This is a genomic window from Microbacterium marinum, assembly GCF_014204835.1.
GTDB lineage: Bacteria > Actinomycetota > Actinomycetes > Actinomycetales > Microbacteriaceae > Microbacterium > Microbacterium marinum.
This window is the reverse complement of record NZ_JACHMD010000001.1, coordinates 104,664-127,597: the sequence shown is the minus strand read 5'-3', so window position 1 is coordinate 127,597 and position 22,934 is coordinate 104,664. Positions and strand designations below refer to the sequence as shown.

The window sequence follows — 22,934 nt, the reverse complement described above, 5'->3', positions numbered from 1 at the left end:
ACCGCAACCTCGACCCGACCTGGTCGACCCGCCCGCCCGAAACGCGGCACTCAGTCGCATCGGGCCTGGCATCCGATCCCACGACGCGCGTACAGTGGAACCGGCGACGCAGCCCACGAGCGCAGCGTCGCGCCGACATGAAAGGGGTGTCGCATGGAGCGCGCCATCTACGACGAGGACCACGAAGCGTTCCGCGACGTGGTCAAGGAATTCCTCAAGCGCTACGTCACGAACGAGAAGCGCGAGCAGTGGGATGCCGCGGGCGAGGTCGACCGCGACACGATGCTCGCCGCCGGTGAAGCCGGGATCATCGGCCTGACGGTCCCCGAGGAGTTCGGCGGCGCCGGCATGCTGCAGGACTACCGATTCCGGACGGTCGTCAACGAGGAGGTCATCCGAGCGGGTGCCGGGTCACTGGCCGGCGCCTTCGGCATCCAGGACGACCTCGCGGTGCCCTACCTCGTGCACATGGGCACCGATGCCCAGAAGCAGAAGTGGCTGCCCCGCATGGCCACCGGTGAGGTCCTCGGTGCGCTGGCGATGACCGAGCCCGGGGCCGGTTCGGACCTCCGTGGCATCAAGACGACGGCGAAGAAGGCCGACGGCGGCTACGTCGTCAACGGCGCGAAGACGTTCATCTCCTCGGGTGCGACGGCGGACATCTTCGTCGTGTTCGTGAAGACGGGCGAGGGCAACCGCCCCGACGCGTTCTCGCTGCTGCTGCTCGAAAGCGGCATGGCCGGGTTCGACCACGGCAAGAAGCTGCACAAGATGGGCTTCCATGGCCACGACACGGCTGAACTGAGCTTCACCGACGTGTTCGTGCCCGAGGAGAATCTCATCGGCGGCGAGGAGGGCAAGGGCTTCATCCAGCTGATGATGAACCTCCCGCTCGAGCGGCTGTCGATCGGCGTCGCCGCGGCTGCTGCCGCGCAGGCCGGCGTCGAGTGGACGATCGCCTACACGAAGGACCGCGAGGCGTTCGGTCAGCGCGTCATCGACTTCCAGAACACCCGCTTCGCGATCGCCGATCTCGTGACGACCGTCGATGTGCTCTGGGCCTACGTCGATCGCGCGATCACGCTGTACAACGAGGGCCAGCTGTCGGCTGAGGAGGCCGCCAAGGTCAAGTTCTGGACGACCGAGCGCGAGGGCGAGGTGCTCGACACCTGCGTCCAGCTCCACGGCGGCTACGGCTACATCATGGAGTACCCGATCGCGCGCGCCTTCCTCGACGCCCGCGTGCACCGCATCTACGGCGGCACGAACGAGATCATGCGCGACATCGTGTCGCGCCAGATCGCCGGCAAGCGCTGATCACGCGCTGATGACGCGGGTGGATGCCGCGCGGGATCCACCCCGCCCGGCATCCACCCCGCCCGGGATCGCCCCCGAAACGCAACCTGCCGGTCGACACGCACGCGTGTTTCGACCGGCAGGTTGCGTTTCGGCGCGAATCAGCCCTGCTGCGGCAACGGCTGCTCGCGCATGCCCCACGGGGAGCCGTAGCCCTCGGGCTGCGCAGCGGCGAGCAGGTCGAGGAACGGCTTCGCGTCGAACGCCTCCGGACCGAGCACGCCGGCGCCCGACCAGGTGCCGCGGGCGAGGAGCTCGAGCGCGATGACCGGGTTGATCGCGGTCTGCCAGACGACAGCCTGCGAGTTGTCCTCGCGCATCGTCTGCTCGTTGTCGGCCACGTGGTACAGGTAGGTCGAACGCGGCTGCCCGTCCTTGCCGGTGCCTGTCACCCAGACGCCCGCGCACGTCTTGCCGGTCATCTTGTCGCCGAGGGTGGCGGGGTCGGGCAGGGCCGCGGCGACGACGTCGCGCGGTGAGACCTCGACCCCCTTCACGGTGAGCGGCTCGGTCTTGTCGAGACCGAGCTTGTTCAGGACCTTCAGCACCTCGATGAACTCGTCACCGAGGCCGTACTTGAAAGTGACCCGCTTGGCCTTCGTCCAGCGCGGCATGAGGAGCACCTCCTCGTGCTCGACGTTGACGCACTCGACCGGTCCGATCCCCTCAGGGAAGTCGAACACCTCGGGCTCACTGAACGGCTCGGTGACGAACCAGCCCTTGTCGCGCTCGAACACGACCGGCGGGTTCAGGCACTCCTCGATCGTCGTCCAGATCGAGAACGACGGCGCGAAGTCGTATCCCTCGACGACGAGGTTCGCCCCGTCGCGCACGCCCAGCTCGTCGATCTCGTCGAACAGCTCGTCCTCCGCATAGCGCGCGAAGACGTCGGACAGGCCCGGCTCGACGCCGATGCCGACGAGCGCCAGCCGACCGGCATCCTTCCATTCGCCCTCTTTCGCGAACTGTTCGTCGCCCAGCTTCACACCCACCTCTTCATAGGGGCGATCGGGATGCCGCTGCGACAGGCTCATCGCCATGTCGAGGTACGTCGCCTCGGCGGCGAACGCGCCGTCGAAGATCGGCATGACGAAGCGGGGATCGACCGCGTTCAGCACGTGCGTCGCCCCGTGCTCGCGGATGAGGGCGGCGACCGACCCGGCGTTGGACGCGTCGACCTGCGCGGCGCTGAATCGCTCGTCGCGCAGCTCGTCCACGAGCGCCTGCGGCCGGGCCGGGTCGTAGTCGGCGATGACGACGGCGTCGAAGAAGTCGCGTCGGCGGAGGATGCGGGCGGCGGCGCTGCCGACACCGCCCGCTCCGATGATGAGGATGCGCATGGGATGTGGTCCTTCCGGCGGTCAGATGCCGCCGTCGATGGAACGGGGAACGGAGCTGGAGTCGTCGGGCACGAGCACGGGGGTCTCGCGGTTGAGGCTCTCGCCGCGGAAGAACCGCTTCGCTCGGGGGAAGGTGAACCAAATCACCATCAGCACGACGCCGATGCCGAGCGCGCCGATCCCGACGACGAACGTCGAACCGACGCCGAGCAGCGTGCCGGAGTATCCGTAATCGGGGTCGAGCATGTCGATCGCGGACTGGACGAAGGCGTAGGTGAGCATGAGCGCGCCGAGCAGCGGGAGGAGTCCCTTGTAGACGAAGTCGCGGCCCGAACGGAACAGATCGTGGCGGAAGTACCAGACGCACGCGTACCCGGTGATGGCGTAGTAGAACGCGATCGCGAGGCCCAGCGAGAGGATCGTGTCCTGCAGGATCGCGTCGCTCAGCGACGTCATCACGACGTAGTAGACGGTCGCGACGACCCCCATCACGAGCGTCGAGAACGACGGCGTCTTGTAGCGCGGGTGCACGTCCTTGAACTTCGCGGGCAGGGCCCGGTAGACGCCCATCGCCAGCGTGCCGCGGGCGGTGGGGAGGATCGTCGTCTGAGTCGACGAGACCGCCGAGATCAGCACCGCCACGACCAGCAGCCAGCCCCACGGGCCGAGCAGTCCGTCGCGGATGCCGAGGAAGAAGTCGTCCGCGTTCGCCTCGTTGCCCAGGCCCGTGCCGTCCTCACCGATGCCGGCGTACATCATGGCGGCGATGGTGACGGTGACGTAGGTGACCAGCAGCAGCACGCAGGTCAGCAGGGCCGCGAGGCCGGGAATGCGCTTCGGGTCCTTCGTCTCCTCATTGAGGGCGAGGCAGGTGTCCCACCCCCAGTAGATGAACAGCGCGAGCAGGATCGCCTCGACGAACCCGCCCCACTCGCCGAAGGCGAACGGGTTCAGCCACTCCCAGTCGAACGCCGTCGGGTTCGGGGCGGTGCCGGCGAAGAACTGTGTCAGCGCAGCGATCACGAACACGATGAGGGCCAGGTACTGGATGGCGAGGAGCACGTTCTGGATGCGCTCGCCGATCTCGACGCCGCGCCAGGAGACCCAGGTCATCGCAGCGATGAAGGCGACCGCGACCAGCACGATCCGCCAATCGTTCGGCTCGTCGAACTCCTGGCCGAGCAGCGCCCAGAAGTAGACGGAGGCGATCTGGGCGAGGTTGGCGAGGACGATCATCCCCGCCACGGCGACACCCCAGCCGCCCATCCACCCCACCCAGGGGCCGAACGCCTTCGTCGCCCACGTGAAGGTGGTGCCGCAGTCGGGCACCGCGTTGTTGAGCTCCCGGTAGGCGAAGGCGATGAGCAGCATCGGGATGAACGCGATGATGAACGCGATCGGCGCTTGCCCTCCCACCGCGAGCACGACGTACCCCAGCGTCGCGACGAGGGAGTACACCGGCGCGGTCGAGGCGAGGCCGATGACGGTCGAGCCCCAGAGGCCCAGGGTCCCGCTGGCGAGCCCCTTCCCGTCCGGCCGTTCCAGATGGATGGGTGTCGTGCTCACGCGGCCTCCTCGGGAAAGGTGGCCTCACCATAGCAGCGGCATCCCGCCCGGCGGGAGGGGTGCGCGCTGCTTCGGGTGGCAGTTTTGGTCGCTTCGCGGGGTGGGTTGCGGCGTGTCCTGCCACCTGAAGGGGAGTGGATGCCGGTGCAGCGGCGTTCCGACACGCTGGGGGCGCTGCGTCAGGCGGCGGGAGCGCGGTGGCGTGCCAGGCGGGCGACGCCGGCGGCCATGTCAGTGCCCCGCATCCGTGGTCGCGCGGGCGCCGGTGGCGGTGCGATCGAGGCGCCAGTAGCCGATGAAGCTGATCGCCGACTTGTCGACGCCGTTCGCGACGAGGTGGCGCCGCGCCGAGGTCGGCAGCGACTGCTCGCCGACGATGAAGTGGTGCGCATCGGATGCCACCTCGAGCCGCTCGAGCGCGGCGAGGGCGGCGCTGCCGGGCGCGGCATCCGCTTCGCGAACGAGCCAGCGGACCTCGACCCCGGCGGGCGCGTCGAACGGGAGCACGTCGTCGGCGCTCGGGGCCTCGATGAGCGCGACGCCGGTGGCGGTCGGGGGCAGTGACGCGCAGATGCCGGCGACGGCGGGCGCGCCGGTCTCATCGGCGATGAGGACGACCTCGCCCACCCCGCGGTCGGGGTTGAACCCGAGCCCCTCGTCGATGATGACGACGCTCTCGCCCGGCTGCGCCGACTGCGCCCAGCCTGAGGCGGGGCCCGCGTGCTCGCCGCTGCCGTGGAGGACGAAGTCGACGTCGAGTTCGGCTCCGTGACCCTGGGATGCCGGGCGGTAGGCGCGCACCGTGTAGCTGCGCATCGCGGGGCGCATGCCGTCGGGGATCCGCAGGAACTTCAGATAGCCGAACAGCCTGTTCGCCTTCGCGGGAATGCGGTCCAGGCCCGCCTCGCCCGCGATGGGCAGGAAGATGCGGAACCACTGGTCGTACCCGAGGGGCGTGAACCGTTCGATGTCGCCCCCGCCGAGGGTCACGCGCGTCCAGTGCGGCGCGAGTCGCTCGGTGCGCAGGACGGTCAGGTGCAGGAGTTCCTGCACCTCGGGCTTCACGAGTGCGCTGGCACGGGCCATCGGCATCCTTCTGTCGCAGGTCGGAGAATCAGGGAGTCCAGGGGAAGAGGGCGACGAGGATCGCCGCGGATGCCGCCCAGCACACGGCGACGAACACGGTGTCGCGCCGGCGCCACGGCACGACCGTGCGCTCCGTGCGGGTCGGATGAGCGCCGAACGCACGGGAATCCATCGCGAGCGCGACGCGCTCGGCGTGGCGGATCGCGCCGGCCAGGAGCGGCACGACGTACCCCCACCAGCGGGCGATCGCGGCGAACGGGCCGCGGCCGCCGTGCGCGCCGCGCACGCGGTGTGCCTGGCGGATCACCTCGAGCTCGTACGCGAACCGCGGCACGAACCGGAACGCCGCGAGCGCGGTGTACCCGATGCGGTACGGCACGCGCAGCTGCTGCACGCTCGCGCGCACGAGCTCCGCTCCCGTCGTGGTGAGCCCCGCGATGAGACCGAGCGCGAGGATCGCCGCGACGCGCACGCCGGTCGCCAGGCCGATCTCCACTGCGCCGAGGTGCAGGGTCCACCCGCCGATGGTGAGGAGGGTCGCCGTGCCGTCGACCCTCATCGGATCGACCCACAGCGAGAGACCCAGCCCGACGACCAGCGCGCCGGCCGGCAGAGCGAGACCGAGCAGCAGCCCGACCTTGCGGGTGAGCGGCGCCCCGACGAGCAGCACCAGGTACGCCAGCCCGACGAACACGAGGGGCGTGGCGATGTCGCGGGTGAACACGAGCACGAGCATCGCGGGCACGGGGCCGGCGAGCTTCGCGAGCGGGCTCAGCCCGACGAGGAGCCGCCGCGACGGCGCGGCCGCGGCATACGGATCGACGACCGCGGTCATGCGTCCGCCCCCGCCAGTTCCGACAGGGCGGTCACCGTCGCGAACCGCGGATGCCGCGTCACGCCGGACAGTGCGGCGCGCAGCGGCGGCAGGCGGAGGCCCTGTGCGCGCAGCAGCGCCTCGTCGGCGAAGACGTCGGCGGTGGCGGCATCCGCCACGATCCGACCATCACCGACGACGATCGTGCGGCGAGCGTACTCGGCGACCAGCTGCATGTCGTGCGTGACGACGAGGACGGTCGTCCCGGCGGCGTTCAGCTCCCGCAGCAGACGGAGCAGTTCGTCGGCGCGGGCGCGGTCCTGCCCGAACGTCGGCTCGTCGAGCGCGAGGATCGGCGCCCCGCCGATGAGCGCCGTCCCGACGGAGAGGCGCCGCTTCTGCCCGCCCGAGAGCAGGAAGGGGTGCACGTCCGCCTTGCCGGCGAGGCCGAAGCGCTCGAGCATCGCCATGGTGCGCGCCCGCACCTCGTCGGTGGGCAGGCCTCGGCCGCGGAGACCGTGCGCGAGCTCGTCGAACACCGTGTGCGAGATGAACTGGTGCTCGGGATTCTGGAACACGAAGCCGATCCGGCGGGACAGGTCGCGCAGCGCCGTGCGAGCGGGATCTGCGCCGCCCACGGAGACGGTGCCGCGCGGCGGCGGGATCACCCCCGCGATCGCCTGGACGAGGCTCGTCTTTCCGGCGCCGTTCGCGCCGACGACAGCGACGAACTCCCCGGCACCGACCTGCAGTGCCACGTCGTGCAGCACCGGCCGGCGGCCCCGCTGCAGGGTGAGACCCCGCACATCGATGACGGGCGCGGCGGTGGTCTCGTGCGTGAGCTGTGCCGAAGGCAGGGAGAAAGCCGCGCTTTCGGCGCCGTCGAGGCCGGAGGCGCCCGTTCCACCTGCATTCGGCACGCCGTCGCGCGGCGCCCACCCGGCCGGCGCCTCCGCAGCCTCCAGGGCCTCGCGCAGTTCGGCGGGGGTCAGCGGCATCCGTTCGAACGACCAGCCGACCCGCTGCAGCGACAGCGCCGCCATCGTCGAGACCGGCAGCCACACGCCGAGGTCGTGCAACTCCTCGGCGCGGTCCCGCAGAACCGCGTCGACTCCGCCGACGGCGACCGTCCGTCCGTCGGCGTCGAGCACCACGACTCGGTCGGTGAGCTGCACCGCCGCGTCGAGGTTGTGCTCGACGAGCAGGATCGAGCGGCCGTCGGCCACGACGGTGCGGAGGGCGTCGTACACGTCGTCGATGCCGGCGGGGTCGAGGTTGGCGGTCGGCTCGTCGAGGACGAGCAGGTCGGACCCCATCGCAAGCGCCGACGCGATCGCGAGCCGCTGCTTCCCGCCGCCCGACAGGCGGTCGGGGTTCTCGTCGCGCCGCTCCCACAGACCGACCTGCCGGAGTGCCCGCTCGGTGCGCCCCAAGACCTCGTCGACCGGCAGCAGGAGGTTCTCGGGGCCGAACGCCACGTCGTCGCGGAGGGTCCCGGTGATCAGCTGCGCGTCGGGGTCCTGGAAGACCATGCCCACGTGGCGCGCGAGCGAGGCGACGGATGCCGCGGTGGTGTCCGTCCCGTGGACGAGCACCGAGCCGGTGAGGCGGGCGGGAACGGCGTGGGGGATGAGTCCGTTCAGCGTGAGCGCGAGGGTCGACTTGCCCGATCCGCTCGGCCCGAGCACGAGGACGACCTCCCCTGGTGCGACCTCGAAGGTCACAGATGCCGGGGTCGCGGCGTCTTCGCCCTCGTGTGTGACCGCGAGGTCGCGCACGCGCAGCAGCGGCGGGGGCGTCGGGCGGTCGCGCGGCGCCTCGGCCGCGGCGTTGCCGGGAGCGGCAGAGGTCACGGAGGGTCCAAACCGAGGGGAGCTGTCCCTCCAGGTTAGCCTGCCCTAACTTGAGGGCCAACCGTGGGTCAGAGCCGGCGGGCGACGCCGGCGCGGCGCAGCTGCTCACCGACGGCGAGCCCTGCCGCCGTCCAGGCGACGGGGCCGAGCACCGAGATGGCGAGATAGGTGATCTGCGCCCACGGGGGCAGCGTCGCCAGGTCGGCGACGAAGAAGACGACGACGGCGACCACGACGCCCACGATCGCGCCGGAGAGCAGGAACCGCCACGCGCCCCACGCGCGGTACCGGGTCAGCGCGGCTATGCCCTCCTGGATCGCGCCGAACAGGAGGGCGGTCCCGATGAAGCGACCGATCCAGGCCGGGTTGGCGGCGGTGGCGACGAGAGCGGCGAGCAGGTGGGTCGTGAGCGCGACCAGCGGCAGCCGGAAGACCTGCTGCGCGATGATCCCGGGCAGGACGTGCGAGCCGAGGACGAGCCCGTAGGCGAACGGCGCGGCGACGAGGACGACGGGCGTCAGCAGGCCCGCGATCCCGCCGAGGATTCCCGTCGCGACACCGATCGCGGCGCAGACGAGGAGCACACGCGTCGAGAGGGTCCGGGCCACGTTTCCAGCGTATCGGCGCGCGGAACGCCGGGATCGGGGCGGGCCGTGCAAAAGGGTCGGCATCCGTCATAGGAAACGCATGGATGCCGCAGAGGATCCGGATCATGCCGTCGGTCAGGCTGAGGATCAGCCACCGAACCACGACGCAGGAGACGACGACATGAGCCGCATCCCCGAACCCACCCAGACCCCCGACGGCCCCGCCTACGAAGGCCGGCTGCTCGCCCGACCCGACGACGAGGTCGTCGACCAGGGCGCCGGCTTCGACCTGCGCACGCTCGTCAGCCGCCGCGGTGTGCTCGGACTCGTGGGGGTCGGCGCCGGGACGATGGTGCTCGCCGCCTGCGCGCCCACCTCGAGTGCGACGCCCACGGCGACCGCCACCGCGTCGAGCTCGCCGAGCGCCTCCGCCACGGCGACGCCGACGCCGACGGCCACGGCCGTGACGCTTCCCTCCGGCGAGATCCCCGACGAGACCGCGGGTCCCTACCCGGGCGACGGATCGAACGGACCCGATGTGCTCGAGGAGAGCGGCATCGTGCGCGCCGACATCCGCACCGACATCGGAGGGACGACGGCGGTCGACGGCGTCGCACTGACCTTCACCCTCACCGTCACCGACATGGCGAACGGCGACGCGCCGTTCGAGAACGTCGCCGTCTACGCCTGGCACTGCGACGCCGAGGGCCGGTACTCGATGTACTCCTCCGGCGTCGAGGACAACACCTGGCTGCGCGGTGTGCAGGTCGCCGACGCGAACGGGCAGGTGACCTTCACCTCGATCGTTCCCGGCTGCTATGCCGGCCGATGGCCGCACATCCACTTCGAGGTCTACCCCGATGTCGATGCGATCACCGACTCGACGAACGCCATCGCGACCTCGCAGCTCGCCGTCCCCGAAGACATCCTCGCGGGCATCTACGCACTGCCGGCGTACGACGGCTCGTCGCAGAACCTCTCGCAGATCAGCCTCGACAGCGACAACGTCTTCGGGGAAGACGGCGGCGAACTCCAGCTCGCCACCGTGTCGGGTGACCTCGACACCGGTTATGTCGCGTCGCTCGTCGTCCGCGTCGACACCACCACCGAGCCCTCCGGCGGGTCCGCGCCCGGCGGCCGCCCCTGAACCCGAAAGAAGCCCATCATGCTGCAGAACCTCACCGGCTGGCACGCCCTGATCGTGCTCGCCATCGTCCTCCTCATCTTCGGCGCCGCGAAGCTTCCCGCCCTCGCCCGGAGCGTGGGCCAGTCCGTGCGCATCCTGAAGCAGGAGAGCACTGACGCCGCGTCCGACGACCCGGTGCCGCCGACGACCGCCGTGCCCGTCGCACCCGCCGTCCCCGTCGCACCCGCCGTCCCCGTCGCACCCGCCGTGCCCGTCGCGGCGTCCGTCCCGCCGACCCCCTCGACGCCGTGACCGCCGCGATCGCCGCGCCGTCCGAGACCGACCGGATGCCGCGCATGCCGTGGGCCGCGCACCTGCGCGAAGCCCGCACCCGCGGCATCCGTGCCGGTCTGGCGCTGGCGGTCGCGGCCGTTCTCGGTTTCGTGTTCGCCGACCCGATCATGGACGTGCTGCGCGCGCCGATCGAGGCGGTCGCGCAGACGCGCGATGCGAGCCTCAACTACGACAGCGTCACGGGCGCGTTCGATCTGCGTATGAAGGTCGCGCTGTTCGCGGGCATCGCCCTGTCGAGCCCGGTCTGGCTCTACGAGCTGCTCGCCTTCCTCACGCCGGGGCTCACCCGCCGGGAGCGGCGGTACACGCTCGGCTTCTTCGCGGCCGCGCTGCCGCTGTTCGCCGCCGGGTGCGCGACCGGGTTCGTGCTCTTCCCGCACATGGTCGAACTGCTCACCGGGTTCGCCGCCACCGAGGACAGCACGATCCTGCAGGCGGCGACCTACCTCGACTTCGTGATGAAGATCGTGCTCGCGACCGGTGTCGCCTTCGTGCTGCCGGTCGTCCTCGTGATGCTGAACCTGCTCGGCATGCTGCCCGCCGCGACCCTTCTGCGCGGATGGCGGTACATCGTCGTCGCGATCGTCGTGTTCAGCGCGCTCGTGACCCCGGCAGCCGACGCGCTGTCGATGTTCCTCGTCGCGGTCCCGATGTCGGCGCTGTTCGGCGCCGCCATCGCGATCGCCTGGCTGCATGACCGACGAAGGACGGTCGCCTGATGTTCGGGCTCAGCGCCGAGAAGCTCGTGCTCGTGGCGTTCCTGGCGGCGATGATCATCGGCCCGAGCCGGCTTCCGGCGCTCGCACAGCGTCTCGGCGAGCTGATCCGTGCGCTCCGCAGCATCGTGGATGCCGCGCGGGCACGCGCCGAGAGCGAGGTCGGTCTCACCGCCGACAACTGGCGCTCCCTCGACCCGCGGCAGTACGACCCGCGGCGCATCGTCCGCGAGGCGTTCCTGCCCGAGGCGACCGAGGTGAAGCCCGAGCCCGGCGCCGGCTCGGAGACGACGCCCCGCGCGCGGTCGACCCGGGTCACCGGCAGCTCGGGGCATCCGCGCCGACTGTTCGATCCGGCACCCGCGGGCCGGTCGCCGGTCGACGCCCCCGTCAGCTCCGCCGTCGTCGCTGAGTGAGGCGGACGGTCGGCATCGGCGGCGCCGGGATGCGCTCGTCGCCGTGGGTCACGACGTGGCCGAACCGCTCCGTGCCCGCCTCCCACGCCTCGCGCGCCGCCACGATCTCGTCGTGATCGCGGCCGACGAAGTTCCACCACATGACGATGTCGCTCTCGAACGGCTCGCCGCCGAGGAGGAACACCGTGGCATCCGTCTCGGTCTCGATCTCGACATCGTCCCGGCCGAGACCGAGGTAGAGCAAAGCGTTCTCGCCCACCGGCGTCGGGGCATCCGACGCGTGGACGAGCGGGGCTCCGTCCACGCCGACGACGGCGTACTCCCACGCCGGCTCGAGTGGCAGACGCACGCGCGAACCTGCGGGGAGGAAGACCTCGGCACCGACGATGGGCGTGTACATGGTGGCGGGGGAGCGGATGCCGGCGAGCTCGCCGACCACGACCATCGCCGCCGCGCCGTCGTCCAGCTCGAGAACCGGCAGGTCGACGTGCCGCTCGAAGTCGCGCGCGCCGTGGCGACGGGACTCCGGCAGCGCGACCCACAGCTGGAGCGCATCGGTGGCAACGGGGCCGTCGCCGACGGAGTACTCGGAGTGGGAGATGCCCGCGCCGCTGGTCATGATGTTGAGCTGCCCCCGCTTGATGACGACGTCGGAGCCCAACGCGTCGCGGTGGCGGGTCTCGCCGGTGAACGGCCAGGTCACCGTCTGCAGGCCGATGTGTGGGTGCGGCTCGACGCGCATCGTCGTCACCTGCGGGCCGAACCGGTCGAGGAAGCACCAGGCGCCCACCATCGGCAGCTCCCGCTGCGGCAGGCTGCGGTGGACGGTCATCCCGCGGACGCCGCCGAGCGGCACCTCACGAGCCTCGAGCAGGAGGCTCCGCGGCCCGTCGCAGGCGGGCGGCGCCTCGGAGGTCTCCGTCGGGTCGACGTCGAGCCGGGTCACGGGCGGTCCGTGGCGTCGTTGCCGTCGTCAGCGGCCGGACGCCAGGACACGTCCAGCCCCGGGACCTCGTTCTCGCGGAGGTACTTCACGACGAACGGGCACACCGGCACCACGGTGTCCCCTCGCGCCGCCAGATCGGCGAGGGTGTGCGCGACGAGCGTTCCGCCGAGGCCGCGGCCGCTGAAAGCCGGATCGATCTCGGTGTGCGGCAACACGACGCGTCCCGCGTCGTCGTCGCGGATGAGGGTGAACCCCGCGACGGTCCCGTCGACGGAGATCTCGTACCGCCCTCGGGCGTCGTTTCGGGTGACGTGGATGCTCGGCTCGGTCACGGTAACCCTCCCTCGTGGCGTGCCTCCAACCTAGGCGTCTTCGACGCGGACACGCCAGCGGCCAGGACCGCCCATGCGGCCCGACGGGATGCCGTTCGTCGCAGGACCGCCGCCGTTCAGCGCATCGGGTCCTCCGCGTTGCCGCCGCGGCGGCATCCGTCTTCCTAACCTGAGGCGCACGCAAAGACGCGCTTGAAGGAGTCACCATGTCTGCACCGTCGCGCCGTGGCAAGGACACCACGCTCGACCCGGATGCCGGAGTCCGACCGGATCCGTCGCTTCCCCCTGTCGCCCTCACCGAGGAACAGAAGACCAAGGACGGTCGCTGGACCCCGCTGAAGATCGTCATCTGGACGGCCATCGCGCTGCTCGGCGGGCTCGGCTGGACGATGCTCGCCATCGTCCGCGGCGAGACCGTCAATGCCATCTGGTTCGTGTTCGCGGCCGTCGCGACCTACCTGATCGGCTACCGCTTCTACTCCAAGGTCATCGAGAAGCACCTTCTGCGGCCCGATGACCGGCGCGCGACGCCCGCCGAGGTCAAGTCGGACGGCAAGGACTACGTCCCCACCGACCGCCGCGTCCTCTACGGCCACCACTTCGCCGCCATCGCCGGCGCCGGTCCGCTCGTGGGTCCCGTGCTCGCCGCGCAGATGGGCTTCCTCCCCGGCACGATCTGGATCATCGTCGGCGTCGTGCTCGCCGGCGCGGTGCAGGACTACACCGTGCTGTTCTTCTCGATGCGCCGCGGCGGACGCACGATCGGCCAGATGGCCCGCCAGGAGCTCGGCAAGATCGGCGGCACCGCCGCGATCGTGGCATCTCTGCTGATCATGCTGATCATCGTGGCGATCCTCGCGCTCGTCGTCGTCAACGCCCTCGGCGAGAGCCCGTGGGGCATCTTCTCGGTCTCGATGACCATCCCGATCGCCCTCTTCATGGGTCTGTACCTGCGGTACTTCCGTCCCGGCAAGGTCACCGAGGTCTCGATCATCGGCTTCATCCTGCTGATCGGCGCGATCGTTGCCGGCGGCTGGGTCGCCGAGACGGCCTGGGGTCAGGAGTACCTGCACCTCGACCGGACGGTCATCGCGTGGGGCATCATCATCTACGGCTTCATCGCCGCGATCCTCCCCGTCTGGCTGCTGCTCGCTCCGCGTGACTACCTGTCGACCTTCATGAAGATCGGCGTCATCGTCATGCTCGCCGGCGCGATCGTGCTCGTCCGTCCCGAGATCACGGTGCCGGCGGTGACCGACTTCGCACTCGAGGGCACCGGGCCCGTGTTCGCCGGGCCGCTCTTCCCCTTCCTGTTCGTCACCATCGCCTGCGGTGCCCTCTCCGGGTTCCACGCGCTGATCTCGTCGGGCACGACCCCGAAGCTCGTCGAGAAGGAGCGCCAGACGCGCTTCATCGGGTACGGCGGCATGATCATGGAGTCGTTCGTCGCGATCATGGCCCTCGTCGCCGCGATCTCGATCGACCAGGGCATCTACTACGCGATGAACGCGTCGGCCGCCGCCACGCAGGGCACCGTGGAGGGTGCCGTCGCCTTCGTGAACTCGCTCGGCATCACCGGGGTCAACCTCACGCCCGAGATGCTGACGAGCACCGCGGCCGCGGTCGGCGAGGAGTCGATCGTCTCGCGTACCGGTGGCGCCCCGACCCTGGCACTGGGTCTCGCGCACATCATGCAGCAGGCCCTCGGCGGCCCCGCGATGATGGCGTTCTGGTACCACTTCGCGATCATGTTCGAGGCGCTGTTCATCCTCACCGCCGTCGACGCCGGCACCCGTGTCGCGCGCTTCATGCTGCAGGACTCGATCGGTGCGTGGGTCCCCAAGTTCCGTGACGTCTCGTGGCGTCCTGGCGTCTGGATCACGACAGCGATCATGGTCGCCGGCTGGGGAGCGATCCTCATCCTCGGCGTGACCGACCCGCTCGGCGGCATCAACACGTTCTTCCCGCTGTTCGGCATCGCCAACCAACTGCTCGCCGCGATCGCGCTCGCCGTGGTCCTCGCGATCGTGGCCAAGCGAGGCCGCAGCTACGTGAAGTGGCTGTGGATCATCGGGCTGCCCCTCGCATTCGCCGCAGTGGTGACCATCACGGCCTCGGGGTACAAGATCTTCTCCCCGAACCCGGCCATCGGCTACTGGGCGAACCACATCAAGTACCGCGACGCGCTGGCATCCGGCGACACGACGCTCGGGACTCCCGAGGTCATGGGCGCCGTCATCCGCAACACCTTCGTGCAGGGCACCCTGTCGATCGTGTTCGTGGTGCTCGCGATCGTCGTGATCGTGGCATCCGTCCTCGTCACCATCGCCGCGATCCGACGCGGCGGCGGCGACAACAACGAGGACGAGCCGACTCCTTCGCGTCGCTTCGCCCCCGCCGGGTTCGTGACGACCTCCTCCGAGCGTGCGCTCGAGAAGGAGTGGGAGCCGATCCTCGCCGACGAGCGCGCGGCGAACCGGCACTGACCGGAGGAACACCCATGGCCGCCGTGCACAACTCCTCGAGAACGTCGACGATCGGTGCCGTACCGGCCCGAACCGAGCCGAACCGCACAGGGTTTGAAGAGTTGTGCGCGCGGGGGTGGGCACTCGTGGTCCAGGCGGGCCGCGGTGTCCGCTGGTACATGACGAACCTCATGGGCGACAGCGCCTATGGCACCTACGTCGCCCACCACCGGCGTGTGCACCCGAACGAAGAGCCGATGACCGAACGACAGTTCTGGCGCCAGAAGATGGACGACCAGGATCGCAACCCCGGAGCCCGCTGCTGCTGACTCTCCGCTCTAGGCTCATCGCATGACCGATGCCGTCGTCCTCGCCGCCCTGCTCGGCGGGGTCGGCGGCATCGTGCTGACGCTGCTGCTGATCCTCGCCCGCAGGTTCGCGCGCGGCGCCTCGGGACTGGGCAGCGAGGCCGAGGAAGCCACCTACCGCGCCCTTCATCAGGCGAGCCTCGCGGCTCCGCACCTGCGGGGCGGTCTCGCCGGCGCCGACGCCGGCCGCAGCGCGAAGCACCTCCGGGCCGTGCTCGGCAGCCGCGCCGTCGTGCTCGTCGTGGGTGACGTCGTCGTCGCGCGCGACGGACAGACCGACGGGTTGGATGCCGCGGCCCGCCGCATCGCGGCGCAGGTCCGCGGCACCGGCCGTCGCCGCGTCTTCCCCCGACCCGACGGCGGTGACGACCTCGAGGCGGTGGGCGCTCCGATCCGCGTCGACGACGAGATCGCCGGAGTGCTGGTCGCGTTCGCCGCGCCGGTGCGCGCGGCGCTCGTGCGGGCGACGGGGGAGCTTGCGGACTGGTGCGCGGCACAGGCGACCATCGGTGAGCTCGACGCCTCGCGCACAGCGCTCGCCGAGGCCGAACTCCGCTCGCTCCGCGCGCAGATCTCGCCGCACTTCATCTACAACGCGCTGACGGCGATCGCCTCGTTCATCTCCACCGACCCGCCTCGCGCCCGGGAGCTGGTGCTGGAGTTCGCCGACTTCACCCGTTACTCGTTCCGCCGGCAGGGGGAGTTCACCACCCTGGCCGAGGAGCTGCGCAGCATCCACTCCTACCTCGAACTCGAGCGGGCCCGGTTCGGCGACCGCCTCACCGTGACGCTGCGGATCTCGCCCGAGACCCTCGCCACCGTGATCCCGTTCCTGTCGGTGCAGCCGCTCGTCGAGAACGCCGTCCGCCACGGTCTCGAGCCGGGGGAGCGCGGCGGGACGATCCTGATCGCCTCGATGGATGCCGCGACCCACACCGAGATCACGGTCGAAGACGACGGCGTCGGGATCGACCCCGAGGAGCTCCACGCGCTGCTGACCCGGGTCTCCGACGGCGCGCACGTCGGGTTGCAGAACGTCGACACCCGCCTGCGCCAGCTGTACGGACCCGACGGGGGACTGGTCGTGGAGACGAATGTGGGCGCGGGTACCCTGGTGCGGATGCGAATCCCGAAGTCGCAGCCCCACCACGATTCAGACCGGTGAGGTGAAGCCATGATCGATGTCCTCGTCGCCGACGACGAGCGTCCCGCACTCGACGAGCTCGCCCACCTTCTGGGAGCAGACGAGCGGGTGGGCCTCGTGCTCACCGCGTCATCAGGAGCGGAGGCGGTCCGGCTGCTCAGCGAGCGGGCGGTGGATGCCGCGTTCCTCGACATCCACATGCCCGGCCTGTCGGGACTCGAGCTCGCCGCCGCGCTGCGGGGCCTCGCCAATCCGCCCGCGATCGTGTTCGTGACCGCCGACGACGCCCACGCGGTCGACGCCTTCGAGCTGCGCGCGCTGGACTACCTGCTGAAACCGGTCCGCGTCGAGCGGCTCCGCCGGGCCGTCGACCGGGTGGTCGAGCTCGAGCGCCCTGCCGACGCCGACGAGGTGCTGCCGGTGACGGTCGGCGCGAGCGTGCGGTTCGTGCACCGCAGCGACGTGAAATGGGTGCGCGCCGAGGGCGATTACACACGGCTCCACACGGATGCCGATGCCGCGGGCAGTCTCGTGCGGATCCCCATCTCGGAGCTCGAGACCCGCTGGGCGGACGCCGGCTTCGTACGCGTGCACCGGTCGTACCTCGTGCACGTGGCATCCGTCACCGAGATCCGCCTCGGCGGAGCGGACCCTGCCGTGTGGGTCGGCGAGATCGCGCTGCCGGTGAGCCGGCGACTGCTGCCGTCCGTGCGCGAGAGCCTCACCCGCCGGAGCGGGCCGTGACCGCGGGGCCGGACGAGGCGGCGGGCGCCCCCGAACGGGTGCGGGTCACGGCGGGCACCTCACGCCCGGGTGCACCGACGCGGGGGATCGCGCTGCCCGGGGCACCGGTCGACGACGTCGACGCCGTGTACGCGCGGGGCCTGCAGAGATCGCAGCTGCGGTTGGCGCTCGGCATCCTGCTCGGATTCCTCACCGTCATGCTCGCGATGGTCTCGCTCATCACCCTCGTTCCCGAGCTCGATGACATCGTGATCCTCGGGGTCCCGGTGTCGTGGCTGCTGCACGCGTTCGGGCTGTACCCGGTCATCGCCGGCTTCGCGCTCCTCTATCTGCACGGCGCAGCCCGCAACGAGCGCCGCTACCGGGCGTTGCGGGAGCAGGAGTGAATAACGTTCTCCTCGACCTCGTCGCCGTCGCCTTCGTCATCGTCGCGACCGCCCTCATCGGGATCTACGGGCTGAGGGTCTCGCGCACCACGAGCGACTTCTTCGTGGCATCCCGCACCGTCCGTCCGCTGTGGAACGCCTCCGCCATCAGCGGCGAGTACCTCTCGGCCGGAACGTTCCTCGGGCTGTCGGGGCTCGTGCTGCTGGGCGGGTCGGAGGGGTTCTGGTTTCCGATCGGGTACGCCGCCGGCTACCTCCTCGTGCTCCTGTTCATCGCCGCGCCGTTGCGGCGGAGCGGGGCGTACACGATCCCCGACTTCATCGAGGCGCGGCTCGAATCCCGTCGAGCGCGGCGCATCACGAGCGCGGCGTGCCTGCTCATCGGGTGGCTGTACATCGTGCCGCAGCTGCACGGTGCGGGCATCACGCTGCAGGTGGTCGCCGACATCCCGCCGTGGGTGGGGGCCGTGCTCGTGGCGGTGCTGGTCGCCGCCGCGGCTGCGGCGGGAGGCATGCGCGCGATCACGTATGTGCAGGCGTTCCAGTACTGGCTGAAGCTCACCGCGCTGCTGGTGCCCGCCATCCTCATCGTGTTCGCCGTGAACGGCGGCGCGCAGGAGATCGACCCGGCGGTCGTGTTCCCCGCCGAGGCCGGGCCGTCTGCGATCGACGCCTATTCGTCGGGATCGCTGCTGCTGGCCCTGCTGCTCGGCACGATGGGGCTGCCGCACGTGCTCGTGCGGTTCTACACGAGCCCGACCGGGGGCTCGGCGCGGCGGACGACCGTTCTCGTCATCGTCATGGTGAGCGCCTTCTACGCCGTCTCGAGCGTGATCGGACTGCTCGCCCGCGTGGTGGCGCCCGACCTCGCCTCCCCGGGTGTCGCCGACACCGTCGCCCTCGTCCTGCCCGCGCGCGTCTTCCCCGGACTCGTCGGCGAGGTCCTCACCGCGCTCGTCGTCGCCGGCGCGTTCGCCGCGTTCCTCGCGACGTCGGCCGGCCTGACGGTGTCGCTGGCGGGGGTCATCAGCCAGGACGTCTTCTCCGGATCAGTGCGCTCGTTCCGGGTGTCGGCGCTCGTGTGTGCGGCGGTGCCCCTCGGGATCGCGCTCCTGACCGTGCCGGCCGGGCTCGTGGCATCCGTCGGCCTGGTCTTCCTCTTCGCCGCGTCGAGCCTGTCGCCCGTGCTCCTGCTCGCGGTGTGGTGGCGGCGACTCACCGCCCGCGGAGCGGTGACCGGCATGGTCACCGGCGCGGTCTCGTGCGGACTCGCCCTGCTCGTGCACGCTGCCGTCGGCGGCGTCGGCGCCGCCGCACCCCTGCTCGAGCAGCCCGCGGCCTGGACGATCCCGCTCGCCACGGCCGTCACCGTGCTCGTCTCGCTGACCGACCGCTCCGGCCCACCCACCCGCACCGGCCCCTACCTCGCCCGGCTCCACACCCCCGAACGGGGCTGAGCCGTCGCTCGCCCCCGCCCCGGCGAGACTCGGGCAGGGGCCCGCATGAGGCAGACTCGAGGGATGACCGTCACGCTGAGGGACCGGATCCCGGCGGGGTCGACACCGGATGCCGTCTACGAGGCGTTCCTCGAGTGGAGCACCGGCCGGGGCATCGAGCTCTACCCCGCGCAGGACGAGGCGATCATCGAACTCGTCTCGGGCTCGCACGTGATCCTCGCCACGCCGACCGGCACGGGCAAGTCGCTCGTCGCGGTCGCGGCGCACGCGGCATCCCTCGCCCGCGGCGGGCGCACGTACTACACGGCGCCGATCAAGGCCCTCGTGAGCGAGAAGTTCTTCGCCCTCGTCGACATCTTCGGGCCGGATGCCGTGGGCATGGTGACCGGCGATTCGTCGGTGAACCCCGACGCCCCGATCATCTGCTGCACCGCCGAGATCCTCGCGAACACGGCGCTCCGTCTCGGGCAGGACGCGGCGGTCGACCAGGTCGTGATGGACGAGTTCCACTACTACGGCGATCCCGATCGCGGCTGGGCGTGGCAGGTGCCGCTGCTCATGCTGCCGAAGGCGCAGTTCCTGCTGATGTCGGCCACGCTCGGCGACGTGTCGGCGATCTCGGCCGATCTCGAGCGGCGCACGGGGCGGCCGGTGTCGCTCGTCGCCGGAGCGGAGCGTCCCGTTCCGCTCGACTTCTCGTACGCGCGCCGGCCGGTGCACGAAGTGCTGGAGGGGCTGCTCGAGAACGGCGAAGCACCGGTCTACATCGTCCACTTCTCGCAGGCCGCCGCCCTCGAGCGCGCACAGGCGCTGTCGAGTGTGAAGATCACCACGCGCGAGCAGCGCGACGAGATCGCCGCGGCGGTCGGCGGGTTCCGCTTCACGACCGGCTTCGGCAAGACCCTCTCCCGACTCGTGCGCGCGGGTATCGGCGTCCATCACGCCGGGATGCTGCCGCGTTACCGCCGGCTCGTCGAGACGCTCGCGCAGCGCGGCCTCCTCCGCGTCATCTGCGGCACCGACACCCTGGGCGTCGGCATCAACGTCCCGATCCGCACGGTGCTGATCACCGCGCTGTCGAAGTACGACGGCACGAAGATGCGGCAGGTGTCGGCGCGCGAGTTCCATCAGATCGCCGGTCGCGCGGGCCGCGCCGGATTCGACACGCACGGCAGCGTCGTCGTGATGGCGCCCGAGTGGGAGATCGAGAACGCGGTCGCCCTCGCCAAGGCCGGCGACGACGCCGCGAAGCGGAAGAAGATCGTCCGAAAGAAGGCGCCGACGGGCGTCGTGAACTGGGGTGAGGGCTCGTTCGAGCGGCTCGTCGCGGCTGAGCCCGAACCGCTGTCGCCTCAGCTGCAGCCCACGGCGGCGATGCTCATCAACGTGATCGGACGCGGCGGCGACGTCTTCGCGAACGTCCGCTCGCTGGTCTTCGACAACCACGAGCCCCGCGCGCGGCAGTACGAGCTGGCGCGGCGCGCGATCGCGCTGTTCCGCACCCTGGTGGTCGCCGAGATCGTGGTGGCGGATGCCACCGGCATCCACCTCACCGTCGACTTGCAGCCGAACTTCGCGTTGAATCAGCCGCTGTCGCCGTTCGCGCTCGCCGCGATCGACCTGCTCTCGCCCGACGACGCCGAGACCGGAACCTCGCACTACGCGCTCGACGTCGTCAGCGTCATCGAGTCGACGCTCGACGACCCGCGGGCGATCCTCGCGCAGCAGCAGTACAAGGCGCGGGGCGAGGCGGTCGCGGCGATGAAGCGCGACGGCGTCGAGTACGACGAGCGGATGGCGCTGCTCGAAGAGGTCACGTGGCCGAAACCGCTCGACGAGCTGCTCGCGCAGGCGTACGAGACGTTCGCGTCGAGTCAGCCGTGGGTGCGCGACTTCGAGCTGTCGCCGAAGTCGGTGGTGCGCGACATGTTCGAGCGGGCGATGACGTTCGGCGAGTTCGTGTCGTTCTACGAGCTCGGCCGGAGTGAAGGGCTCGTGCTGCGGTACCTGTCCGACGCGTACCGTGCGATCCGGCAGACGGTGCCCGCCGAGGCCCGCACCGACGACCTGCTCGACCTCATCGAGTGGCTCGGCGAGCTGGTCCGCCAGGTCGACTCCAGCCTTGTCGATGAGTGGCAGGCGCTTGTGAACCCGACGGATGAGCCGGATGCCGCGATCGTCCCGCCCGCGCCCCCGTCGATCCTCACGAATCGCCGCGCCTTCGTCGTGCTGGTGCGCAACGAGCTGTTCCGCCGGGTGCAGCTCGCGGCGCTGCAGGACGACGATGCGCTCGAGGCGCTCGACCCCGCCGTCGACTGGCCGGCCGCGCTCGACGCGTACTACGACGACCACGACGAGATCCTCACCGGTGGGCCGGCGCGCTCGCCGTCGCTCTGCGTCATCGACGAGTCGGAGACCGGCGTCTGGCGCGTCGAGCAGATCATCGACGACCCGGCCGGCGACCACGACTGGCGCATCCGGGCGGAGGTCGACCTCGCGGCATCCGTGGAAGAGGGCATCGCCGTCGTGAGGGTGTCGGAGGTCGTGCGGCTGGGCTAGCCTTCACCGCATGCCCGTCGTCACCCGGTCCGCCTGATGGCGGTGCACCTCGCGTTCCTCCGGGCGATCAACCTGGGGCCCAAGCGCGTCTTCCCGAAAGCCGACATCCATCGGGTCGTCGGCGAGATCGGCTTCGACGAGATCGAGACGCACCTGAACACCGGGAACGTCCGCTTCGGCACGCGCATGCGCTCGCGGCCGAAGATCGAGGTGGCGCTCGAACGGGCCTTCGCGCGCGACCGCGGGTTCGAGGTGCCGACGATCGCCTTCTCGGCAGCCGAGTTCGTGCAGGTCGCAGCCGACACCGCCCGGCTCGATGACGAGCATCCGGGCCTCGCGCGCCACTACGTGTACCTCCTCAAGGAGCCGCTCGACGCCGACCGTGTCGCGGAGGTCGAAGCGCGTGCCGACGAACGCGGTCGCATGATCGTGCGCGGGCGGGCCGCGCACGCGCTGCTGCGCCCCGGCTATCAGGACGGCCAGATCGACCCCCTCGCCGCCGCGAACCTGCTCGGCGTCGCCACGAATCGCAACGCCAACGTCGTCCGCACCCTCGCGGCGAAGTGGTGCTGAGCTCTCAGCCCCGCCAGTCGCCGGGTCGCGGCTGCACCCAGTCTGGGTTGCTGTAGCCGTCGTCGGTGGGGAACCGGCCATCTCGGTCGTCGTAGGTGAGTTGCAGCAGCGGGACGGAGGCCTCGTTCGGGCGCTGGTAATAGCGGTTCGCCGCGAACGCGATCTCCCCGGGGTTCGGTACGTCCTCGACGAGGACGCGGTGCGGCCAGTCGGTCCCGAAGCCGAGCACCATTCCCGCAACGAGAACCTCACCCGCGCGGACGCGGGCGGCGACATCGTTCAGCACGGCACCGGCGTTGCCAGTGCTGAGGCCGACGATCGCGAGCTCCGGATGGTGGGTGCCGAAGAGTCCGACGGTGTACGCGAATGGCGCCTCCTTCGTTGAAGGGTCGCCGCCGACGGACTGAATGTAGACGCCATGCTGCCGGATGATCTCGGCGGTGTGCGCGTCCTCCTGATCGAGCCAGGCTTCTTCCTGTGGGCTGAGCATCTGGACCTCCTTGAACCCGAGTATCTGGAGCGTACAGCCGAGCTCCGACAGACCCCGAGGTGGTGTCGGTCACCGACGAGCAGGTGCGTACCGCGCGACGGGCCTTCCGAGACTTCGGTCGAGGCTCGGGTCATCCCGCCAAGCTCAACTTCGGCGACTGCATCTCATACGCTCTCGCGGCCGAGAGACGCGAGCCGCTCCTCTACGTCGGCGACGGCTTCGCGCACACCGACATCGCGTCCGCACTGGGCTGAGT

At 70.6% G+C, this 22,934-nt stretch carries 23 protein-coding genes; 14 read left to right on the top strand and 9 right to left on the bottom strand.

The genetic code is table 11. The features are described from left to right. Positions 1-153: 153 nt before the first annotated feature. Positions 154-1,317: an acyl-CoA dehydrogenase family protein gene (locus BKA24_RS00550; protein WP_184214262.1), complete on the top strand. Its 1,164-nt coding sequence runs from the start codon at positions 154-156 to the stop codon at positions 1,315-1,317. 140 nt (positions 1,318-1,457) lie between these two features. Here the strand turns inward: BKA24_RS00550 and BKA24_RS00545 are convergent, their stop codons facing one another. The 6 genes from BKA24_RS00545 to BKA24_RS00520 form a co-directional block, all read right to left on the bottom strand. Further along, positions 1,458-2,696 carry a saccharopine dehydrogenase family protein gene (locus BKA24_RS00545; protein WP_184214260.1) on the bottom strand — a complete coding sequence of 413 codons (1,239 nt, stop codon included), beginning with the start codon at positions 2,694-2,696 and terminating at the stop codon, positions 1,458-1,460. Between the two features lie 21 nt (positions 2,697-2,717). Continuing rightward, positions 2,718-4,262 (bottom strand): amino acid permease, encoded by a 1,545-nt coding sequence (locus BKA24_RS00540; protein WP_184214258.1) that lies wholly within the window; start codon positions 4,260-4,262, stop codon positions 2,718-2,720. A gap of 231 nt (positions 4,263-4,493) precedes the next feature. Then, a complete protein-coding gene (locus BKA24_RS00535; RefSeq protein ID WP_184214256.1) occupies positions 4,494-5,348 on the bottom strand; it encodes a siderophore-interacting protein in 855 nt (284 codons plus the stop codon). 28 nt (positions 5,349-5,376) lie between these two features. Then, positions 5,377-6,183, bottom strand: coding sequence for an energy-coupling factor transporter transmembrane component T (locus tag BKA24_RS00530; protein ID WP_184214254.1), 807 nt, complete (start codon positions 6,181-6,183; stop codon positions 5,377-5,379). Beyond that, complete coding sequence (locus BKA24_RS00525; RefSeq protein WP_184214252.1) at positions 6,180-8,015, bottom strand: energy-coupling factor transporter ATPase; 1,836 nt, start codon at positions 8,013-8,015, stop codon at positions 6,180-6,182. The genes BKA24_RS00530 and BKA24_RS00525 overlap by 4 nt, the downstream gene beginning before the upstream one ends. 68 nt (positions 8,016-8,083) lie before the next feature. Then, the gene (locus BKA24_RS00520; protein ID WP_184214250.1) at positions 8,084-8,623 is read right to left on the bottom strand and encodes an ECF transporter S component; all 540 of its coding nucleotides are present in this window, start codon (positions 8,621-8,623) and stop codon (positions 8,084-8,086) included. Between the two features lie 160 nt (positions 8,624-8,783). Here BKA24_RS00520 and BKA24_RS00515 point away from each other — a divergent pair, with 160 nt between their 5' ends. The 4 genes from BKA24_RS00515 to BKA24_RS00500 are packed head-to-tail and all read left to right on the top strand — an operon-like array spanning position 8,784 to position 11,214. Further along, positions 8,784-9,749 carry an intradiol ring-cleavage dioxygenase gene (locus BKA24_RS00515; RefSeq protein ID WP_184220247.1) on the top strand — a complete coding sequence of 322 codons (966 nt, stop codon included), beginning with the start codon at positions 8,784-8,786 and terminating at the stop codon, positions 9,747-9,749. 18 nt (positions 9,750-9,767) lie between these two features. Beyond that, a complete protein-coding gene (locus BKA24_RS00510; protein WP_184214248.1) occupies positions 9,768-10,040 on the top strand; it encodes a Sec-independent protein translocase subunit TatA/TatB in 273 nt (90 codons plus the stop codon). Beyond that, on the top strand, positions 10,037-10,801 hold the full coding sequence (gene tatC / locus BKA24_RS00505) for a twin-arginine translocase subunit TatC (protein ID WP_343065803.1): 765 nt from the start codon (positions 10,037-10,039) through the stop codon (positions 10,799-10,801). Before BKA24_RS00510 ends, tatC begins: the two co-directional genes overlap by 4 nt. Further along, positions 10,801-11,214, top strand: coding sequence for a twin-arginine translocase TatA/TatE family subunit (locus BKA24_RS00500; RefSeq protein ID WP_184214246.1), 414 nt, complete (start codon positions 10,801-10,803; stop codon positions 11,212-11,214). The genes tatC and BKA24_RS00500 overlap by 1 nt, the downstream gene beginning before the upstream one ends. Here the strand turns inward: BKA24_RS00500 and BKA24_RS00495 are convergent. Continuing rightward, positions 11,189-12,160 carry a pirin family protein gene (locus BKA24_RS00495; protein ID WP_184214244.1) on the bottom strand — a complete coding sequence of 324 codons (972 nt, stop codon included), beginning with the start codon at positions 12,158-12,160 and terminating at the stop codon, positions 11,189-11,191. The two genes, BKA24_RS00500 and BKA24_RS00495, sit on opposite strands and share 26 nt — an antisense overlap. After that, positions 12,157-12,492 (bottom strand): GNAT family N-acetyltransferase, encoded by a 336-nt coding sequence (locus tag BKA24_RS00490; RefSeq protein ID WP_184214242.1) that lies wholly within the window; start codon positions 12,490-12,492, stop codon positions 12,157-12,159. Before BKA24_RS00490 ends, BKA24_RS00495 begins: the two co-directional genes overlap by 4 nt. Before the next feature lie 206 nt (positions 12,493-12,698). On the opposite strand from BKA24_RS00490, the gene BKA24_RS00485 reads away from it, so the two are divergent. The 8 genes from BKA24_RS00485 (at position 12,699) to BKA24_RS00450 (ending at position 22,188) form a co-directional block, all read left to right on the top strand. After that, positions 12,699-14,978, top strand: coding sequence for a carbon starvation CstA family protein (locus BKA24_RS00485; RefSeq protein ID WP_184214240.1), 2,280 nt, complete (start codon positions 12,699-12,701; stop codon positions 14,976-14,978). 101 nt (positions 14,979-15,079) lie between these two features. Next, a complete protein-coding gene (locus BKA24_RS15445; protein WP_281385758.1) occupies positions 15,080-15,286 on the top strand; it encodes a YbdD/YjiX family protein in 207 nt (68 codons plus the stop codon). Between the two features lie 22 nt (positions 15,287-15,308). Continuing rightward, positions 15,309-16,490 carry a sensor histidine kinase gene (locus BKA24_RS00475; protein ID WP_184214236.1) on the top strand — a complete coding sequence of 394 codons (1,182 nt, stop codon included), beginning with the start codon at positions 15,309-15,311 and terminating at the stop codon, positions 16,488-16,490. Positions 16,491-16,499: 9 nt separating this feature from the next. Then, positions 16,500-17,213, top strand: a complete 714-nt coding sequence (locus BKA24_RS00470; RefSeq protein ID WP_184214234.1) for a LytR/AlgR family response regulator transcription factor — start codon at positions 16,500-16,502, stop codon at positions 17,211-17,213. Continuing rightward, on the top strand, positions 17,210-17,599 hold the full coding sequence (locus BKA24_RS00465; RefSeq protein WP_184214232.1) for a heavy metal transporter: 390 nt from the start codon (positions 17,210-17,212) through the stop codon (positions 17,597-17,599). Before BKA24_RS00470 ends, BKA24_RS00465 begins: the two co-directional genes overlap by 4 nt. Beyond that, positions 17,596-19,056: a sodium:solute symporter family transporter gene (locus BKA24_RS00460; protein WP_184214230.1), complete on the top strand. Its 1,461-nt coding sequence runs from the start codon at positions 17,596-17,598 to the stop codon at positions 19,054-19,056. The genes BKA24_RS00465 and BKA24_RS00460 overlap by 4 nt, the downstream gene beginning before the upstream one ends. Before the next feature lie 63 nt (positions 19,057-19,119). Further along, positions 19,120-21,615, top strand: coding sequence for a DEAD/DEAH box helicase (locus tag BKA24_RS00455; RefSeq protein WP_184214228.1), 2,496 nt, complete (start codon positions 19,120-19,122; stop codon positions 21,613-21,615). A gap of 36 nt (positions 21,616-21,651) precedes the next feature. Continuing rightward, on the top strand, positions 21,652-22,188 hold the full coding sequence (locus BKA24_RS00450; RefSeq protein ID WP_184214227.1) for a DUF1697 domain-containing protein: 537 nt from the start codon (positions 21,652-21,654) through the stop codon (positions 22,186-22,188). 4 nt (positions 22,189-22,192) lie between these two features. Here BKA24_RS00450 and BKA24_RS00445 read toward each other — a convergent pair whose 3' ends face one another. Beyond that, complete coding sequence (locus BKA24_RS00445; protein ID WP_184214225.1) at positions 22,193-22,678, bottom strand: DUF4262 domain-containing protein; 486 nt, start codon at positions 22,676-22,678, stop codon at positions 22,193-22,195. A gap of 62 nt (positions 22,679-22,740) precedes the next feature. On the opposite strand from BKA24_RS00445, the gene BKA24_RS00440 reads away from it, so the two are divergent. Then, positions 22,741-22,932, top strand: a complete 192-nt coding sequence (locus BKA24_RS00440; RefSeq protein WP_184214223.1) for a type II toxin-antitoxin system VapC family toxin — start codon at positions 22,741-22,743, stop codon at positions 22,930-22,932. The last annotated feature ends 2 nt before the right edge of the window (positions 22,933-22,934 follow it).

Excerpts from the sequence above, each read along its gene's own strand:
- BKA24_RS00475 (WP_184214236.1), top strand. The coding sequence starts at position 15,309 with ATGACCGATGCCGTCGTCCTCGCCGCCCTGCTCGGCGGGGTCGGCGGC.
- BKA24_RS00550 (WP_184214262.1), top strand. The coding sequence starts at position 154 with ATGGAGCGCGCCATCTACGACGAGGACCACGAAGCGTTCCGCGACGTG.
- BKA24_RS00450 (WP_184214227.1), top strand. The coding sequence starts at position 21,652 with ATGGCGGTGCACCTCGCGTTCCTCCGGGCGATCAACCTGGGGCCCAAG.
- BKA24_RS00500 (WP_184214246.1), top strand. The coding sequence starts at position 10,801 with ATGTTCGGGCTCAGCGCCGAGAAGCTCGTGCTCGTGGCGTTCCTGGCG.
- BKA24_RS00445 (WP_184214225.1), bottom strand. The coding sequence starts at position 22,678 with ATGCTCAGCCCACAGGAAGAAGCCTGGCTCGATCAGGAGGACGCGCAC.
- BKA24_RS00485 (WP_184214240.1), top strand. The coding sequence starts at position 12,699 with ATGTCTGCACCGTCGCGCCGTGGCAAGGACACCACGCTCGACCCGGAT.
- BKA24_RS00455 (WP_184214228.1), top strand. The coding sequence starts at position 19,120 with ATGACCGTCACGCTGAGGGACCGGATCCCGGCGGGGTCGACACCGGAT.
- BKA24_RS00535 (WP_184214256.1), bottom strand. The coding sequence starts at position 5,348 with ATGGCCCGTGCCAGCGCACTCGTGAAGCCCGAGGTGCAGGAACTCCTG.
- BKA24_RS00510 (WP_184214248.1), top strand. The coding sequence starts at position 9,768 with ATGCTGCAGAACCTCACCGGCTGGCACGCCCTGATCGTGCTCGCCATC.
- BKA24_RS00545 (WP_184214260.1), bottom strand. The coding sequence starts at position 2,696 with ATGCGCATCCTCATCATCGGAGCGGGCGGTGTCGGCAGCGCCGCCGCC.
- BKA24_RS00470 (WP_184214234.1), top strand. The coding sequence starts at position 16,500 with ATGATCGATGTCCTCGTCGCCGACGACGAGCGTCCCGCACTCGACGAG.
- BKA24_RS00530 (WP_184214254.1), bottom strand. The coding sequence starts at position 6,183 with ATGACCGCGGTCGTCGATCCGTATGCCGCGGCCGCGCCGTCGCGGCGG.
- BKA24_RS00515 (WP_184220247.1), top strand. The coding sequence starts at position 8,784 with ATGAGCCGCATCCCCGAACCCACCCAGACCCCCGACGGCCCCGCCTAC.